16 protein-coding genes are annotated in these 16,855 nt (G+C 62.3%); 13 read left to right on the forward strand and 3 right to left on the reverse strand.

Annotated features, from left to right (window positions below; all coding sequences use genetic code 11):
- Positions 1 to 304 precede the first annotated feature (304 nt).
- The 13 genes from BLU39_RS05030 to BLU39_RS05090 all read left to right on the forward strand — a co-directional run bounded on the left by BLU39_RS05030 (position 305) and on the right by BLU39_RS05090 (position 13,146).
- Positions 305 to 697 (forward strand): Mth938-like domain-containing protein, encoded by a 393-nt coding sequence (locus tag BLU39_RS05030; protein WP_092710540.1) that lies wholly within the window; start codon positions 305 to 307, stop codon positions 695 to 697.
- Positions 694 to 2,367, forward strand: coding sequence for a glycosyltransferase family 39 protein (locus BLU39_RS05035; protein WP_092710542.1), 1,674 nt, complete (start codon positions 694 to 696; stop codon positions 2,365 to 2,367). The genes BLU39_RS05030 and BLU39_RS05035 overlap by 4 nt, the downstream gene beginning before the upstream one ends.
- A gap of 206 nt (positions 2,368 to 2,573) precedes the next feature.
- Complete coding sequence (locus tag BLU39_RS05040) at positions 2,574 to 3,710, forward strand: DegT/DnrJ/EryC1/StrS family aminotransferase (protein WP_092710545.1); 1,137 nt, start codon at positions 2,574 to 2,576, stop codon at positions 3,708 to 3,710.
- Between the two features lie 11 nt (positions 3,711 to 3,721).
- Positions 3,722 to 4,717, forward strand: a complete 996-nt coding sequence (locus BLU39_RS05045; RefSeq protein ID WP_092711297.1) for a glycosyltransferase — start codon at positions 3,722 to 3,724, stop codon at positions 4,715 to 4,717.
- Positions 4,717 to 5,634 (forward strand): formyltransferase, encoded by a 918-nt coding sequence (locus BLU39_RS05050; protein WP_092710548.1) that lies wholly within the window; start codon positions 4,717 to 4,719, stop codon positions 5,632 to 5,634. Before BLU39_RS05045 ends, BLU39_RS05050 begins: the two co-directional genes overlap by 1 nt.
- A gap of 21 nt (positions 5,635 to 5,655) precedes the next feature.
- Positions 5,656 to 6,708 carry a bifunctional UDP-4-keto-pentose/UDP-xylose synthase gene (locus BLU39_RS05055; protein WP_070290550.1) on the forward strand — a complete coding sequence of 351 codons (1,053 nt, stop codon included), beginning with the start codon at positions 5,656 to 5,658 and terminating at the stop codon, positions 6,706 to 6,708.
- The gene (locus BLU39_RS05060; RefSeq protein ID WP_092710551.1) at positions 6,708 to 7,667 is read left to right on the forward strand and encodes a polysaccharide deacetylase family protein; all 960 of its coding nucleotides are present in this window, start codon (positions 6,708 to 6,710) and stop codon (positions 7,665 to 7,667) included. Before BLU39_RS05055 ends, BLU39_RS05060 begins: the two co-directional genes overlap by 1 nt.
- 76 nt (positions 7,668 to 7,743) lie before the next feature.
- A complete protein-coding gene (locus tag BLU39_RS05065; protein WP_092710554.1) occupies positions 7,744 to 8,214 on the forward strand; it encodes a peroxiredoxin in 471 nt (156 codons plus the stop codon).
- A gap of 289 nt (positions 8,215 to 8,503) precedes the next feature.
- On the forward strand, positions 8,504 to 10,306 hold the full coding sequence (locus tag BLU39_RS05070) for a PhoH family protein (RefSeq protein WP_092710557.1): 1,803 nt from the start codon (positions 8,504 to 8,506) through the stop codon (positions 10,304 to 10,306).
- 137 nt (positions 10,307 to 10,443) lie between these two features.
- The gene (locus tag BLU39_RS05075; protein WP_092710560.1) at positions 10,444 to 11,118 is read left to right on the forward strand and encodes a site-2 protease family protein; all 675 of its coding nucleotides are present in this window, start codon (positions 10,444 to 10,446) and stop codon (positions 11,116 to 11,118) included.
- A gap of 114 nt (positions 11,119 to 11,232) precedes the next feature.
- Complete coding sequence (gene yidD, locus BLU39_RS05080; protein WP_302848394.1) at positions 11,233 to 11,670, forward strand: membrane protein insertion efficiency factor YidD; 438 nt, start codon at positions 11,233 to 11,235, stop codon at positions 11,668 to 11,670.
- Positions 11,671 to 11,920: 250 nt separating this feature from the next.
- The gene (locus BLU39_RS05085; RefSeq protein ID WP_092710568.1) at positions 11,921 to 12,862 is read left to right on the forward strand and encodes a bestrophin family protein; all 942 of its coding nucleotides are present in this window, start codon (positions 11,921 to 11,923) and stop codon (positions 12,860 to 12,862) included.
- A gap of 83 nt (positions 12,863 to 12,945) precedes the next feature.
- Positions 12,946 to 13,146 carry a heavy-metal-associated domain-containing protein gene (locus BLU39_RS05090; protein WP_034750458.1) on the forward strand — a complete coding sequence of 67 codons (201 nt, stop codon included), beginning with the start codon at positions 12,946 to 12,948 and terminating at the stop codon, positions 13,144 to 13,146.
- Between the two features lie 47 nt (positions 13,147 to 13,193).
- Here BLU39_RS05090 and BLU39_RS05095 read toward each other — a convergent pair whose 3' ends face one another.
- Genes BLU39_RS05095 through BLU39_RS05105 form a run of 3 tightly spaced genes read right to left on the reverse strand, consistent with a single transcriptional unit; the run spans position 13,194 to position 16,783 of the window.
- Positions 13,194 to 13,916: a glutathione S-transferase gene (locus tag BLU39_RS05095; protein ID WP_092710571.1), complete on the reverse strand. Its 723-nt coding sequence runs from the start codon at positions 13,914 to 13,916 to the stop codon at positions 13,194 to 13,196.
- Positions 13,917 to 13,938: 22 nt separating this feature from the next.
- Entirely contained in the window at positions 13,939 to 14,358 is a 420-nt protein-coding gene (gene cueR, locus BLU39_RS05100) for a Cu(I)-responsive transcriptional regulator (RefSeq protein WP_092710574.1), read from the reverse strand.
- A 1-nt stretch (position 14,359) separates the two neighbouring features.
- Positions 14,360 to 16,783, reverse strand: a complete 2,424-nt coding sequence (locus BLU39_RS05105; RefSeq protein ID WP_092710576.1) for a heavy metal translocating P-type ATPase — start codon at positions 16,781 to 16,783, stop codon at positions 14,360 to 14,362.
- Between the last annotated feature and the right edge of the window lie 72 nt (positions 16,784 to 16,855).

The following is a 16,855-nucleotide window of genomic DNA, read 5'->3' on the forward strand; positions in this document are numbered from 1 at the left end:
GCCGAAAACAGGCCATTTTATCAAATTAAACATGGCGAACTGCAGCATTTGACGCCGATTCTGCCACGCCGGCCCATCCGGACACCAATCCGGCCGCCGCCATCTTCATCTTCCCTTAATCTTGCGCCATTACCATGGCGCAAGCATGCAGCGCCACTGTGGCGCCGAACATTGCGATTTGGAAAGGAAGTTGCTTTTTAGTCGCTCTTTTTTGTCATTTATGGCATGCTTGCGCCCTTGGCCGCGGCACCCAGTTTGGCCGCGCGCGTACCGATCAACCGACACGACCAGCCCCGATATCGCCATGAAACTCCACGCCAGCAGCACCCAACAATACCAGACTGTCACCGGCTATGACGAAAACGGCGTCGAGATCAATGCCCAGCCGTACAACTACAGCCTGATCGTCATGCCGGAAACAGCGCCGCGGGCCTGGGACGTCGCCAGTTTCGAAGAATTGACCGAGGCGCATTTCGCGCAAATCCTCGCCGACGCTCCCGACGTGGTCATCCTCGGCACGGGCGAACGCCAGCGCTTCGTGCACCCGAAACTGACGGCCGCGCTGACCATGCGCCGCATCGGCGTCGAATGCATGGATAGCCAGGCCGCCTGCCGCACCTACAATATCCTCATGGGCGAAGGCCGCAAAGTCACCCTGGCGCTGATCCTGGCCCCGGCCGCAGGCAAGGCCGCATGAAAATCAATGTCAACGAACTGCACTCGTCGCGGGTGCTGATGTGGTCCCTGCTGGGCATCTTCATCGTCGTCACCCTGTACGCATTGGGCGTGCGCACTCTGGTGCCGCCCGACGAAGGCCGTTACGCCGAGATGGCGCGCGAGATGTTCGTCACGGGCGACTGGATCACCACGCGCCTGAACGGCATCAAGTACTTTGAAAAGCCGCCGCTGCAAACGTGGATGAATGCGCTGACCTTCGCCGCCTTCGGCCTGGGCGAGTGGCAGGCACGCCTGTGGACTGGCCTGTGCGGCATCATCGGCGTGTGCATGACGGCCTACGCGGGCAAGAAAGTCTTCGGTCCGCGCGTGGGCCTGTATGCCGGCCTGGTGCTGGCGTCGAGCCTGTTCTGGCTCGCTTCGGGCCAGATCAATTCGCTGGACATGGGCCTGTCGGGCATGATGACCCTCACCCTGGGCAGCCTGCTGGTCGCCCAGCGCGACGACGCCACCGCGACCGAGCGGCGCAACTGGATGCTGGCCTGCTGGGCCGCCATGGCGCTGGCCGTGCTGGCCAAGGGCCTGATCGGCATCGTCCTGCCGGGCGCCGTGCTGGTGCTGTATTCGCTGTGCGCGCGCGACTGGCGCATCTGGACGCGTCTGCACCTGGCCAAGGGCTTGCTGGTGTTCTTCGCCATCGCCACGCCATGGTTCGTGCTGGTCGCCCTGCGCAATCCGGAACAGCCGCATTTCTTCTTCATCCACGAGCATTTCCAGCGCTTCCTGATGAAGGGCCACAAGCGCGAAGGCGCCTGGTACTACTTCCTCGTGCTGCTCGTTCCCGGCATCCTGCCATGGATAGGCCTGCTGCCGCAAAGCCTGGCCGCCGCCTTCCAGCGCCAGGAAGGCGCCTTCCAGCCCCGTTTGATGCTGCTGGTCTGGGCCGTCTTCATTTTCTTCTTCTTCAGCTATTCGACCTCGAAGCTGCCTGGCTATATCGTGCCCATCTTCCCGGCGCTGGCCTTGCTGGTGGCGCTGTATCTGGAATCGGCATCGCGCCGCCAGCGCCTGTTCGCCGCCGGCCTGCTGTGCGTGCTGGGCGCGGCCATCCTGATCGGCGGGCCGATCGCGTTCGGCAAGGCCAGCGCGCGCGATCCGGCCGCCCTGATCGCCTTGAAAGGCTATCAGCCATGGCTGATGGCGGCCGGTTTCTTCGCCTTGGCAGGCGGCGCCCTGGCCCTGCTGCATGCACGCCAGCTGCGCCGCGACATGACGGTACTGACGATTGCCGGCGCCGGTTTCCTGGCCACGCACTGCATCCTGGCCGGCTCCGAACTGTATGGCCAGAACCGCGCGGGCACCGACATGCTGCCGCAGATCCAGGCCGAACTGACGGCCGGTACCAAGCTGTATTCGGTCGGCATCTATGAGCAGTCGCTGACGTATTACCTGCAGCGGCCCGTGATCCTCGTCGATTACTGGGATGAATTCACGTTTGGCCTGAAACAGCAGCCGGAACTGTCGATCCCGACCATCGAACCTTTCATCACGCAATGGACGAACGATGCCAACGCCGGCGTGCACGACATGGCCATTATCAGCCTGGACCGTTACAAGGAACTGCAACAACGTGGCGTGCCCATGCGTGTGATTGCCGAAGATGCGCGCCGCATGGTCATTGCCAATAAATAAATGGATATCGGGGCGCGACGCAGCACGGATCGCGCCTCCCGGCCCAGCTTGCCCCGCCCCCGCATCAGCGAGATTTTTCACCGCTGAACCGGCTGCGCCGCCATACTGACGATATAAAATAGCCATGCCTGCCAGCGTCTTTTGACCGCACTGGCAGCTTCGGCGACACTGATACCCTGACACAATACCGACCCAAGAACCGCGCCATGACCTCTACCCTGCCCTTTTTGCCCTTTTCCAAACCCACCATCGACGAGGCGACCATCGCCGCCGTCGGCGAAGTGCTGCGCTCGGGCTGGATCACCAGCGGCCCGAAAGTGCAGGCCTTCGAAGCCCAGCTGTCCGAATATTTCGGCGGGCGTCCCGTGCGCACCTTCAATTCGGGCACCTGCACCATGGAAATCGCGCTGCGCATCGCCGGCATAGGCCCCGGCGACGAAGTCATCACCACGCCCGTGTCGTGGGTAGCGACGGCCAACGTCATCATCGAAGTGGGCGCCACGCCCGTGTTCGCCGATATCGACCCCGTCACGCGCAATATCGACCTCGACAAGCTGGAAGCGGCCATCACGCCCCGCACCAAAGCCATCATCCCCGTCTACCTGTCCGGCCTGCCCGTCGACATGGACCGCCTGTACGCGATTGCTGAAAAATACAATTTGCGGGTCGTCGAAGACGCGGCGCAAGCGTTCGGCTCCACGTGGAAAGGCAAGCGCATCGGTGCATTTGGCGACTTCGTCTCGTTCAGCTTCCAGGCCAACAAGAACATCACGACGGGCGAAGGCGGCTGCCTTGTCCTGAACAACCTGGAAGAAGCGAAGCTGGCCGAGAAATACCGGCTGCAGGGCGTCACCCGCAGCGGCGTCGACGGCATCGACGTCGACGTGCTGGGCGGCAAATACAACATGAGCGACATCATGGCCGCCATCGGCCTGGGCCAGTTCGCCAATATCGACGCCATCACGGCCCACCGCCGCGCGCTGGCGCGCCATTACTTTGAGCAATTCGGCAGCGACTTCGAAGCGCAGAGCGGCGCCCAGCTGCCCGTGCAGGATTTTGACAACAGCAACTGGCATCTGTTCCAGATCATCCTGCCCGACAACGGCCCCGGCACGCGCGCCGCCTTCATGCAGCAAATGGCACAACAAAACGTGGGAACGGGCTATCATTACGCACCGATCCACCTGTTTACCATGTACCGCGAACGCGGCTTTACCGAGGGCATGTTCCCCGTCTCGGAAAAGATCGGCCGCCTGACCGTGACCTTGCCGATGTTCTACGCCATGACGACACAGGACGTGGAACGCGCCGTCGCCACCGTCAAATCCATACTCATCAAATGAGCAGCGCGCCGATGAAACCTGAACTGTCCGTTATCATTCCGATCTACAACGAGCAGGATGGCCTGGCCAGCCTGTTCGCCCGCCTGTATCCGGCCCTCGATGCCCTGCAGACGAGCTACGAGATCATCTTCATCAACGATGGCAGCCGCGACAATTCGGTGGCCATCCTGGCGGAACAGTTCCGCCAGCGCCCCGACGTCACGCGCGTCGTCCTGTTCAACGGTAATTATGGCCAGCACATGGCCATCCTGGCCGGGTTCGAGGCATCGCGCGGGCAGATCATGGTCACGCTCGACGCCGACCTGCAGAATCCGCCCGAAGAAATCGGCAACCTCGTGGCAAAGATGCGCGAAGGCTACGATTACGTGGGCTCGATCCGGCGCAAGCGCCAGGATTCCGCCTGGCGCACCCTGGCGTCGAAGATGATGAACCGGCTGCGCGAGCGCATCACCAACATCAAGATCACGGACCAGGGCAACATGTTGCGCGCCTACGGCCGCAACGTGATCGACCTGGTCAACCAGTGCGCCGAAGTCAACACCTTCGTGCCCGCCCTGGCCTACACGTTTGCCCGCAAGCCCACGGAAATTACCGTCGAGCACGAGGAACGGGCAGCCGGCGAGTCGAAATACTCGCTGTACAGCCTGATCCGCCTCAATTTCGACCTGGTCACGGGCTTTTCGCTGATTCCGCTGCAAATCTTTTCGATGCTGGGCATGCTGCTGTCGCTCAGCTCCGCCGGGCTGGTGATCTATCTGCTGGCGCGCCGCTTCCTGTTCGGCGCCGAGGCGCAGGGCGTGTTCACCCTGTTCGCCATCGCCTTCTTCCTGATGGGCGTGATCCTGTTCGGCATCGGCCTCGTGGGCGAATACGTGGGACGCATCTTCCAGCAAGTGCGCGCCCGTCCCCGCTACGTGGTGCAAACCATCTTGCAGGACGGCATGGTCCAGGCGGAAGCCGAGGCGCCATCGTACGTGCGCCTGGAAAAACGCCAGGTGGGCCGCTGATGGGCGCCCCGCGCGCCGTCGTCTTCGGCTACCACAATGTGGGCGTACGCTGCATCAAGGTGCTGCTGGCCGGCGGCGTCGATATCGCCCTCGTCGTCACGCACGAAGACAGCCCCACGGAAAACCTGTGGTTCGAATCCGTGGCGGACCTGTGCCAGGCCGAAGGCATCCCCTACATCACGCCATCGGACGCCCGCGCGCCCGAACTGCTGGCCCAGGTGCAGGCGGCAACACCGGACATGCTGTTCAGCTTTTACTACCGTCACATGCTGCCGGCCAGCATCCTGGAAGTGGCGCCCGCCTACAATATGCACGGCTCGCTGCTGCCGCAGTTCCGCGGCCGCGCGCCCGTCAACTGGGCCGTGCTGCACGGCGCCACGGAAACGGGCGCCACCCTGCATGAAATGACGGTCAAGCCGGACGCCGGCGCCATCGTCGCGCAGACGGCCGTGCCCATCCTGCCCGACGACACGGCGTTTGAAGTCTTCGGCAAGGTCACCGTGGCGGCGGAGCAAACCTTGTGGGGCGTGCTGCCAGCCTTGCTGGACGGCACCGCGCCGCGCCAGCTCAACGATTTGCGCCAGGGCGGCTATTTTGGCGGACGCAAGCCCGACGATGGCCGCATCGACTGGAAGTTACCCGCGCAGCAGGTTTACAACCTGCACCGGGCCGTCGCGCCGCCCTATCCCGGCGCCTTCACCGAAGTCAACAATGTCATTTACATCATCGAAAAAGCCCGTTTAAGCAAGCATTCAGCAGGAAGTTTGCCACCGGGCTTGGCGGTAGTGGATAATTGCGTCTTTGGCGTCTGCGGAGACGGCCGCATGCTGGCCATTTCCGCGCTGAGGGCTGGCGGGGAGCCGATTTCGGCTCAGCAATTGCAAGCAAGTCTGACCGCCCGCGTCAGCACACACTGATATCACTCAAGAGAATCTCACATGAAAAAAGTCCTCATCTTAGGCGTCAACGGCTTCATCGGCCACCACCTGTCCAAGCGCATCCTGGAAACCACCGACTGGCATGTCTACGGCATGGACATGAACACGGACCGCATCACGGAATTGCTGGAAGATGACAACTACAAGTCGCGCATGCACTTCTTCGAAGGCGACATCACGATCAACAAGGAATGGGTCGAGTACCACGTCAAGAAATGCGACGTGATCCTGCCGCTGGTGGCCATCGCCACGCCGTCGACCTACGTCAAGCAGCCGCTGCGCGTCTTCGAACTGGACTTCGAAGCCAACCTGCCCATCGTCCGCTCGGCCGCCAAGTACGGCAAGCACCTGGTCTTCCCGTCGACCTCGGAAGTGTATGGCATGTGCCATGACGAAGAATTCGACCCGGAAAACTCGGAACTGATCTGCGGCCCGATCAACAAGCCGCGCTGGATCTATTCGAACGCCAAGCAGCTGATGGACCGCGTGATCTGGGGCTACGGCATGGAAGGCCTGAACTTCACCCTCTTCCGTCCATTCAACTGGATCGGCGCGGGCCTCGATTCGATCCACACGCCGAAAGAAGGTTCCTCGCGCGTGGTGACGCAATTCTTCGGCCATATCGTACGCGGCGAAAACATCTCGCTGGTCGACGGCGGCGCGCAGAAACGCGCGTTCACCTACATCGACGACGGCATCGATGCGCTGATCCGCATCATCGCCAACAAGAACGGCATCGCCAGCGGCAAGATCTACAACATTGGCAATCCGACCAACAACTATTCGATCCGCGATCTGGCCGGCATGATGCTGACCCTGGCCGCCGAATACCCGGAATACGCCGAAGGCGCGAAACACGTGAAAATCGTGGAAACGACCTCGGGCGCCTACTATGGCGCCGGCTACCAGGACGTGCAGAACCGCGTGCCGAAAATCACGAACACCTGCGAAGAACTGGGCTGGGCGCCGACCACCACGATGGCCGATTCCCTGCGCAATATTTTCGACGCCTACCGCAGCCAGGTAGCCCAAGCCAAAGCCCTGATGGATTAATGTTGAGCAAGCCGTTCCTGACCCTGAAAATCGACGTCGATACCTATCGCGGCACCCGCGAAGGCATGGGCAATCTGGTGCGCATGCTGACCGCGCACCAGGCCAAGGCCACCTTTCTGTTCTCGCTGGGCCCCGACCACACGGGCTGGGCCCTGCGGCGCGCCTTGCGGCCCGGCTTTTTCAGCAAGGTGTCGCGCACGTCGGTGGTCGAACACTACGGCTTGAAAACATTGATGTACGGTACCTTGCTGCCGGGACCCGATATCGGCAAGCAATGCGCGGCGCAATTGCGCGCCGTGCGCGATGCCGGTTTCGAGTGCGGCATCCACACCTGGGATCACACCCTGTGGCAAGACAACGTGGCCAGGCGCAACGCCGCCTGGACCATCAACATGATGCGCAAGGCCGCCAATCGCTACGAGCAAGTGTTTGGCGCCAAGCCGCACACGCACGGCGCGGCCGGCTGGCAAATGAACGTCAGCGCCTTTGTCGAACACGACACGGCCGGCTACCGCTTTGCCTCCGATGGGCGCGCCATGCTCGACGCGCGCGGCGCCATGGCGCAGCCGTCGCAAGGCCCGCACCGCGTGCGCAACGGCAACACCATCCTGCAATGCGTGCAACTGCCCACCACCCTGCCCACCCTGGACGAGCTGCTGGGCTGCGAAATCGACGGCAAACTGATCACCACCGGCAATGTTGCCGCGCACATCCTGTCCTTGACGGCGGACAATCCGCGTGATCACGTGTATACCTTGCACGCGGAACTTGAAGGACAGAAACTCGCCCCCATTTTCGAACAGCTGCTGGCTGGCTGGAAAGCCCAGGGCTACCAGTTTGCGGCGATGGGCGATTATTATGAAAAGATAAAAGAGTCGGACTTGCCCGTGTGCCCCATCACCTGGGATGAGCTGCCCGGGCGTTCGGGACGCCTGATTGTGCAGGGCAAAGCGGCCTGAATGCTGTATTGTTGCATCTGGATGCGTTGCCAGATTAAAAAAACAGCGCTGATGATCACCGTTCAGGAGAGAACCTGTGGCTGATAGCCAATCCCTCGTTAGCATACCCGACTTTAGCGCCGCCATGACCAGCGGCAAAACCTTTCAATTGCTGGGCCGCCCGGCCAAGGCCACGGTGCTGTTTTTCTATCCGAAGGACAACACCCCTGGCTGCACCACTGAAAACATCGCCTTCCGCGATGCCTATCCGCAATTTGTCGCCGCCGGCGTGGAAATCTACGGCGTCAGCCGCGATTCCCTGCGCTCGCACGAAAGCTTCAAAGCCAAGCTGGAGCTGCCATTCGAGCTCATTTCCGACCCGGACGAAGCCGTTTGCCTGCTGTTTAACGTCATGAAGATGAAACAGATGTACGGCAAGACGGTCCGTGGCGTCGAGCGCAGCACGTTTGTGATTGACGCCCAGGGCCGATTGGTGAAAGAATGGAGAGGCGTGAAGGTCGCAACTCACGTGGAAGAAGTGCTGGAATTCGTAGCGCATCTGAATTGATCGTCCATGTTGATCCAATGCGTGTTGCCAGCTTCCAGCGAGCCTAGTTCAACCGCAGTTCAGTTCACGGTACCTATCGCCATTTTGAGTCAACGAAGCGCCTCCACCCACTCCGCCAGGCGGGCCTGCAGCCCGGCTATGGCGTCCATGACCGGCCTTGCTGCCGGCCTCCCGGCAGTTATTCGTCCTGTAGCATTGTTGTTCCCCTCGCATCCCCCCATGAGAAGTGCCGCCAGAAGCTGGCTGCCCATGGGAGATTCATTCCAGAAATTTTTTGATTGAGATCCTGATGCCACTGCCAAAATTACCGAGCAAGCCAGCCACCATCCTGGCCACCCAAGATTACCCAACCGCAGGCGCAGCGCGCCCGGCCACCAAAACCCCGGCAGCCAAGAAAGTGGCTGCACCGATCATTGAAGCGGCAATCGCCGACGTCGCCAAACCGGTCCGCAATGCGGCCACGAAGATCAAGCAAGTGGCGGCCCTGATGGTCGCCAAGCCGGCGCCTGCGCCAGCCGTCGCCGCGCCTGCGGCCGTTGCTCCTGCGGCGAAAGCCAAGCCTGCGGCAAAAAGCAAGGTCACGCCGATCAAGTCCGTCAAGCAAGCCGAGCAACCGCACCCGGCCAAGCACAAGCCTGTGGAAGTCCAGCTCAAGTCGTCCGCCAGCCGCGCCGCCGACCAGCGCGGCATCAGCAAGCTGTTCGTGCTCGACACGAACGTGCTGATGCACGATCCATCGTCGCTGTTCCGCTTCGAGGAACACGACGTGTATCTGCCGATGATGACCCTGGAAGAGCTGGACAACCATAAGAAGGGCATGACGGAAGTGGCGCGCAATGCACGCCAGGTCTCGCGCACGCTCGACGCCCTGATCAGCAACACGGACGACGACGCCATCGAACACGGCATCCTGCTGTCCAAGCTGGGCAACAAGGACGCCAAGGGCCGTCTGTTCTTCCAGACGCGCTTGCAAAGCGCCGACCTGCCGGCTGGCTTGCCAGTGGGCAAAGCCGACAACCAGATCCTCGCCGTCGTGCGCTCGCTCGAGTCGGAACAGGAAGGCCGCCCTGTCGTGCTGGTGTCGAAAGACATCAACATGCGCATCAAGGCGCGTGCCCTGGGCTTGCCGGCCGAAGATTACTTCAACGACCATGTGCTGGAAGACACGGACTTGCTGTACTCGGGCATCGTGCAATTGCCGGACGACTTCTGGAACAAGCATGGCAAGGACATGGAATCCTGGCAGGAAAGCAAGAACGGCTACAGTTCGACGTTCTACCGCGTGACGGGCCCGTTCATTCCATCCTTGCTGGTCAACCAGTTCATCTATCTGGAACCGAAAAACGGCGAAACGCCGTTCTACGGCCAGGTGAAACAGATCAACGGCAAGACGGCCGTGCTGCAAACCCTGCGCGACTTCAGCCACACGAAGAACAATGTGTGGGGCGTGACGGCGCGCAACCGCGAGCAAAACTTCGCGCTGAACCTGCTGATGAATCCGGAATGCGACTTCGTCACCCTGCTGGGCCAGGCCGGTACCGGCAAGACCCTGCTGGCCCTGGCCGCCGGCCTGGCGCAAGTGCTGGAAACCAAGCTCTACAATGAAATCATCGTCACCCGCGTGACGGTGCCGGTCGGTGAAGACATCGGTTTCCTGCCAGGCACGGAAGAAGAAAAAATGTCGCCATGGATGGGCGCCTTCGACGACAACCTGGAAGTGCTGAACAAGTCCGACTCCGATGGCGGCGAATGGGGCCGTGCGGCAACGCAAGACCTGATCCGCTCGCGCATCAAGATCAAGTCGCTCAACTTCATGCGCGGCCGCACCTTCGTCAACAAGTTCCTCATCATCGATGAAGCGCAGAACTTGACGCCGAAACAGGTGAAGACCCTCGTCACGCGCGCCGGTCCCGGCACGAAGATCCTGTGCCTGGGCAACATCGCGCAGATCGACACGCCATACCTGACGGAAGGCTCGAGCGGCCTGACCTACGTGGTCGACCGCTTCAAGGGCTGGACCCACAGCGGCCACGTCACCCTGGCCCGCGGCGAGCGTTCGCGCCTGGCCGACCACGCCAGCGAAGTACTGTAAATCGTAGCGGGCGGCGCGAGCCGCCCCGTCATTCGAAGCCCCGGCTGCAGCGATGCAACCGGGGCTTTTTTCATGTGCGCAGCTTTTCGTGGCGGCATGTTCTAATACCGCTCCTTTCTTTCAGGAAACCATATCCGATGGCTCCCGCCCTCCAGTTACTGCTCTGTTTCATCCTTTTCATGCTGATCCACATTTCCGTCATGGCCGCGTGCGCCCGCGCTATGGGCATCACCGTGCGCAGCATCAGCTATGGCGTGGGCCCGACTTTGCTGACCTGGGGGAAAGTCCACGTCAAGCTGCTGCCCCTGGCCGGCAATGTGGTGCTGAAAGATACGCGCGCGGAAACCTTGTATGACGAAGATCCCTGCCTGGACGCGTATAACTTCCAGCCGCTGTGGAAGCAGCTGCTGCTGCCATTGAGCGGAGTGGGGGGGCTGCTGGCATTGTCGCTGGGCATCATGGGAGCTTCGGGCTGGGACGGTTTCCTCGCCGCCTTCGGGCAAATCATCCACGGTGCACTGGCACCGTTGTCGACGGCGCAGGCATTGCTGGGTGATGGAGAACGGTTTGCCCGCACGCACGGCTTTGCGCTCGTGTTCGCCCTGTTCTCATTGAAACTGTGCGCGTTCAACCTGCTGCCGTTTGCCGGCTTGAACGGGGGCCAGGCGCTGCTGGCCATCGCGCGCGGCGGCAAGCCGTACGTGGAGTGGGAAGAAACGGCGACAAAATGGCTGTTGCTGCCGGGGCTGGCGATCTTGCTGGCGTGGGCGGCGGCGTTCGGCTGGTATGGCTGGAAAATCATGGCTACCTAGGCCGCTGGCGCTATTATTTTTTGGACACTTGTCGTATGCTCGCATCACCGTCTTGACGCCCCCGGCAAAGGAGCTGGCATTTTCTCATTCAACACTTGTGGCAAGCGCCTGGCCCTGTGGGCCATCCGCGCCTACCAGCGCTACCTGTCACCATGGAAGGGGTTCTCCTGCGCCTACCGCGTGCTCACGGGACGCGACAGCTGTTCCGCCTACGGCGACAAGGTCATCGCGCGCCACGGCTTGCGCGCGGGCCTGCCTTTGTTGCAACGCCGCTTGCGCGCCTGCGGCGAGCGGCATCGCCAGCACCTCGCGCTGCATCCGCAGGCGCGGCGCAGTGCGCGCCGCCAGGCACAGGCAGGGTATTGCGATTGCGACATACCCATGGTCGACTGTGCCTGCGACTGCGCCGACGTGGCCAGCCTGGCTGATTGCTCCCGGCCGGGCCGAGGCAAGACGTGGTTTCGCAACGACTATGCAGCCAGTGCCGCACTGAAACGGCAGCAGGAAGAACACCGCAAGAAGATACGGCAGGGACAGACCCCGGAAAGCTGAAATTTACACATATAAATGAAATATTCATTCATGAAATGAATAATACCCATTATCACTGTGAATTGGCCTGAAGAGAAACGGCGGCCTATACTCAAGCCGTCTCCCCTACTCTGCTTCCCATGCACACCCAGCTCAGCCCGCATACATCGCGGGCTTTTTGTTCCCGGCAATTGCCGTTTCGTCTTTCCCCTCTTAGCGATCACCGGCCCCGTGTTTCCCCGCCAGCCCAATCCCAAACCGGGAGCACAGCATGATCGTGCGCGAGCGTCCGTCGGCGCTAAGGCTGTTCCTCGTGGTACGCGGCTCCGTCCTGCCGCGCATCCGCATCACGCTGATCGTCAATACCCTGATCGCCACCCTCGTCACCTGGTGCCACGGCACCCTGTTCGACCACAAGGTGATCCTCACGACCATCCCGTTTACCCTGATCGGCTTGCCGCTGGCCATCTTCCTCGGCTTTCGCAATACGGCCGCCTACGACCGTTACTGGGAAGCACGCAAGCTGTGGGGTGAACTGGTCTTGCGCAGCCGTAATTTCTCGCGCCAGTGCCAGACCATGATACGCGGCGACACACCGGCCCACGCGAGGCTGGGCCTGGAAGACGTGCGCGTACGCATGATTTACCGCACCATCGCCTTTTGCCATGCGCTGCGCCACCAGTTGCGCGACACGCGCGGGCCGGCCGACTTGCAGCCGCTGCTGCGCCCGGCCGAATGGGCAGCGGCCTGCAGGGCGGCGAACCCGTCCGACTATCTGATGCTGCAGATGGGTCACGACCTGGCCGACTGCGTCCGCCAAGGCCGCATCGACAGCATCCTCGCCACGCAGATCGATAACACGGTCTCCGCCATGGTGGGCGCAGGCGCTTCGTGCGAACGCATCCGCAGCACGCCGATTCCGTTTTCGTATTCGCTGCTGCTGCACCGCACGGCGTACCTGTACTGTTTCCTGCTGCCCTTCGGCCTCGTCGATTCGCTCGGTTTCATGACGCCGTTCGTCGTCGCCATCGTCGCCTACACCTTCTTTGGCCTCGATGCGCTGGGCGACGAGATCGAGGAACCGTTCGGCGAGGATGCCAACGATCTGCCCCTGTCGGCCATGTGCCGCGCCATCGACATCAGCCTGCGCGAATCCGTACAGGACGACAATGTGCCGCCGCCCATGCAAGCCGTCGATTTCCTGCTGAATTGATTCCTGCGGCAGCTTTCCCCTTGACCTTACCATCGGGGGAAGGCTTACAGTGGACACACTTAACCATTGAAGGAGTGCTTGCCATGTACCAGTTACAAGTTGAAAACATGAGCTGCGGCCATTGCGTCGGCTCGGTCACGAAAGCGGTGCAAGCCATCGATCCGCAAGCCCAGGTGCAGATCGACCTGGCCAGCAAGCGCGTCACGGTGGAATCGCCCGCCGAACTGGGCGCCATCAGCGCGGCCATCGTGGAGGCGGGATTTCCCGTTACCAGCGCACAATAACAGCAGTCGCTTCAACAAGACAGCCGGCCCTTGCGCCGGCTGTTTTTTTATCCGTCCAGCTCGGGATAGTGGCGGAAGATGCCGTCCTCGTTGAAGGCGATTCTGCGCTTCGACTTCATGTAGCGGGCGATGTTCGGCCGCGCCGCCACGGCATCGTGCAAGTCGGACAAGGCGGGATATTCGGGCGCGAGGCCCGCCATGGCTTGCGGAAAGGCATAACGCAAGCCCGCCAGCATCTGGAACAGCGACAGGTCGCCATACGTGAGTTTTGACCCCACCAGATACTGGCCCCGGCTGTTCAGCAGCACTTGCGCGAAATAATCGAGAAACTTGGGCAAGCGTGCTTCTCGGAAATCCGCGCTGCGCAGCAGGGCCGCTTCTTTTTGCTCTTCGTAATATTGATTCACCGACAGCGGATGGTGCGTGTCGTGCACTTCCGTCAGCCAGTCGGCCATCGTCAGTTGCAGCTGGTTCAGCCACAAGCGGCCGCTTTCCGCGCGCGGCGCCAGCCCCAAACGCCGGCCCAGGTAGAACAGGATGTTCGTCGTCTGGCCGATCAGCAGCTCGCCATCGCGCAGCACGGGTGGCGCGTAGGCCGCGTGCGGCGTGCTGCCGCCGTCGAGGCAGGCCAGCATGGCGGGAACGCCCTGCCCCTGGCGTTCAGGCAAACGGGCGACGTCGCGGTAGTCGACGCCCGCCTCTTCCAGGGCCAGCCGGATGAATTCGCCGCGCCCCTGTATCGTGGGCCAGTAATACAGTTCAAACGCCATACCCCACCTCCGTCGATTTACCTCAATGGCAACATGCTGTCGCTTCCGTATCGCCGGCCAGGCCCAGGCTTTGCAGGATGGGGCAATCGGGCTTGTCGTCGCCGTGGCACGATTGCGCCAGGTGGGCCAGGGTATCGCGCATTTCCGTCAGTTCGGCGATGCGCTGGTTCAAGTCCGCCACGTGGGCCAGGGCGATGCCTTTTACGTCCGCGCTGGCGCGCTGGTCGTTTTGCCACAGCGACAGCAGTTCGCGGATCTGCTCGAGCGAAAAGCCCAGGCTCCGCCCGCGCTTGATGAAACGCAGGGCGTGCAAGTCATTCGGCGTGTAGATGCGGTAACCGGCGTCGCTGCGCGCGCTGGGTTTTAATAGGGTAATGCTTTCGTAGTAGCGTATCATTTTTGCCGATACGCCCGTTTCGCTTGCCGCTTGGCCGATATTCATCCTATGACTCCTTGGTATGCGCACTGCGGGCTTTCCAGCGGCGCAGCAACAGGGCATTGCTGATCACGCTGACCGAACTGAAGGCCATCGCCGCGCCCGCCACCATGGGGTTGAGCAGGCCGAAGGCGGCCAGCGGAATGCCGATCAGGTTATAAATGAAGGCCCAGAACAGATTCTGCCGTATCTTGCTGTAGGTGCGGCGCGAGATATCGATGGCGTCCGCCACCAGGGCCGGATCGCCGCGCATCAAGGTAATGCCGGCCGCATGCATGGCCACGTCCGTGCCCGTCGACATGGCGATGCCCACGTCGGCGGCCGCCAGCGCGGGCGCATCGTTGATGCCGTCGCCCACCATGGCCACCTTCGCGCCCTCACCCTTCAGCGCGACAATTTTAGCGGTTTTATCGGCCGGCAGCATTTTTGCCGCCACCGTGTCGATGCCCAGCAACTGGCCGACGGCGTCCGCGCTGCCCTGGTTGTCCCCGGTCAGCATCACCGTCTGGATACCGAGGCTATGCAAATGGGCAATGGCCGCCTGCGCGTTCGGCTTGACCTGGTCACTGAAAGCAAACAGCCCCAGCAATTGCGTGCCCGAGGCCAGCCACGAAATCGTGTTGCCCGTGTTTTCCAGCGACAAGGCCTGTGCCGCCAAAGGCGTCATGTCTACATTCAATTCCTGCATCAGCCGCGTGCTGCCCAGCTTCAACTCCAGGCCATCGACGTGGGCCGCCAGGCCGCGGCCCGGCAAGGCCGACAGGGCCGTGGCTGGCAAGGGTTCGATATGGCGCGCGGCAGCCGCATCGAGCACGGCCGTAGCCAGGCTGTGCTCGCTGCCGCGCTGGATGCTGGCCGCCAGTTGCAACAGGCGGGCATCGTCGATGCCGTGCGCATGCAGGGCTGCCAGCGCGGGTTTGCCCACCGTCAGGGTGCCTGTCTTGTCGAACACGACGGTATTGACGGCGTGCGCCACTTCCAGCGCTTCCGCATCCTTGATCAGGATGCCGTAACGGGCAGCCACACCGGTGCCGGCCATGATGGCCGTCGGCGTGGCCAGGCCCAGCGCGCAGGGGCAGGCGATGACGAGCACGGCGACGGCATTGATGATGGCGTTTTCCAGCTCGCCGGTGGCGAACCACCAGCCCAGCATGGTCAGCAGCGCCAGCACCAGCACCACGGGCACGAAAATCGCGCTGACCTTATCGACCAGATGCTGGATCGGCGCCTTGGCCGCCTGCGCATCTTCCACCAGGCGGATGATGCGCGACAAGGTCGTCTCGCCGCCCACGGCTTGCGTGCGCACCAGCAACAAGCCGTCGGCATTGATGGCGCCGCCCGTGACCTTGTCGCCCGGGTGCTTATCGACGGGCAAGCTTTCGCCCGTGATCAGCGACTCGTTGATCTGGCTGGCGCCTTCCACCACGACGCCATCGACGGCCACCCGCTCGCCGGGACGGATGACCACCAGGTCACCCACTTTCACCTGCTCCACGGGCAAGTCGAGCTCCACGCCGTCGCGGCGCACGCGGGCCGATTCCGGACGCAAGACTTGCAGCGCGCGAATGGCCGAGGCCGTCTGGCGCTTGGCGCGGCTTTCCAGCCATTTGCCCAACAGCACCAGGGTGATGACGACGGCCGACGCTTCAAAGTACAGGTGCGGCAGCATTTCGCCCGCCGTCAGCCACTGGTAGACGGACAGGCCGTACGCGGCGCTCGTCCCCAGCGCCACGAGCAGATCCATATTGCCGCTGCCGGCGCGGGCCGCCTTCCAGCCCGCCTTGTAGAAACGCGCGCCAAAGTAAAACTGCACGGGTGTCGCCAGCGCGAATTGCAGCCAGCCGGGCAACATCAGATGGATGCCGGCCCATTCGAGCAGCATAGGCAACATCAAGGGGAAAGCCAGCACGGCAGCGAACGCCACTTTCATGCCGTCGCGATTCGGCGCCACGGCGGGCGCGCTGGCCTGGCTGGCGGCGGGCACCCTGGCTTCATAGCCGGCCTTGCCGATGGCCGCGACCAGGCCAGCCGCATCGGCCTCGCCCGTCACCTTGACGCGCGCGCTTTCCGTGGCCAGGTTGACGCTGGCGGCCAGCACGCCAGGCACTTTCAGCAAGGCTTTTTCCACCCGGCCCACGCACGAAGCGCACGTCATGCCGGCAATGTTCAGGTCGATTTCGCGCTGCGCCACGCTGTAGCCGGCCTTTTCCACGGCAGCCTGCAAGGTGGCCAGCGGAATCGGCGTGCTGGACGTGACTTTGGCCATTTCCGTGGCCAGGTTGACGCTGGCCAGGCTCACGCCGGGCACGGCGGCCAGGGCCTTTTCCACGCGGCCCACGCACGAGGCGCAGCTCATGCCTTCGATGGCCAGCGCCTGCGCATGCGCGGCGGCGGGAGGAGAAGCGGCGGGAGCGAGTGCACTCTGGTTCATGGCAGATCCTGTACGAAAGATTGACTAATAAGGTCAGGATCTGCTATCCAACGATGGGAAGGTCAAGCCCTA

The sequence above is a fragment of the Janthinobacterium sp. OK676 genome, assembly GCF_900103595.1.
Taxonomy (GTDB): domain Bacteria; phylum Pseudomonadota; class Gammaproteobacteria; order Burkholderiales; family Burkholderiaceae_D; genus Janthinobacterium.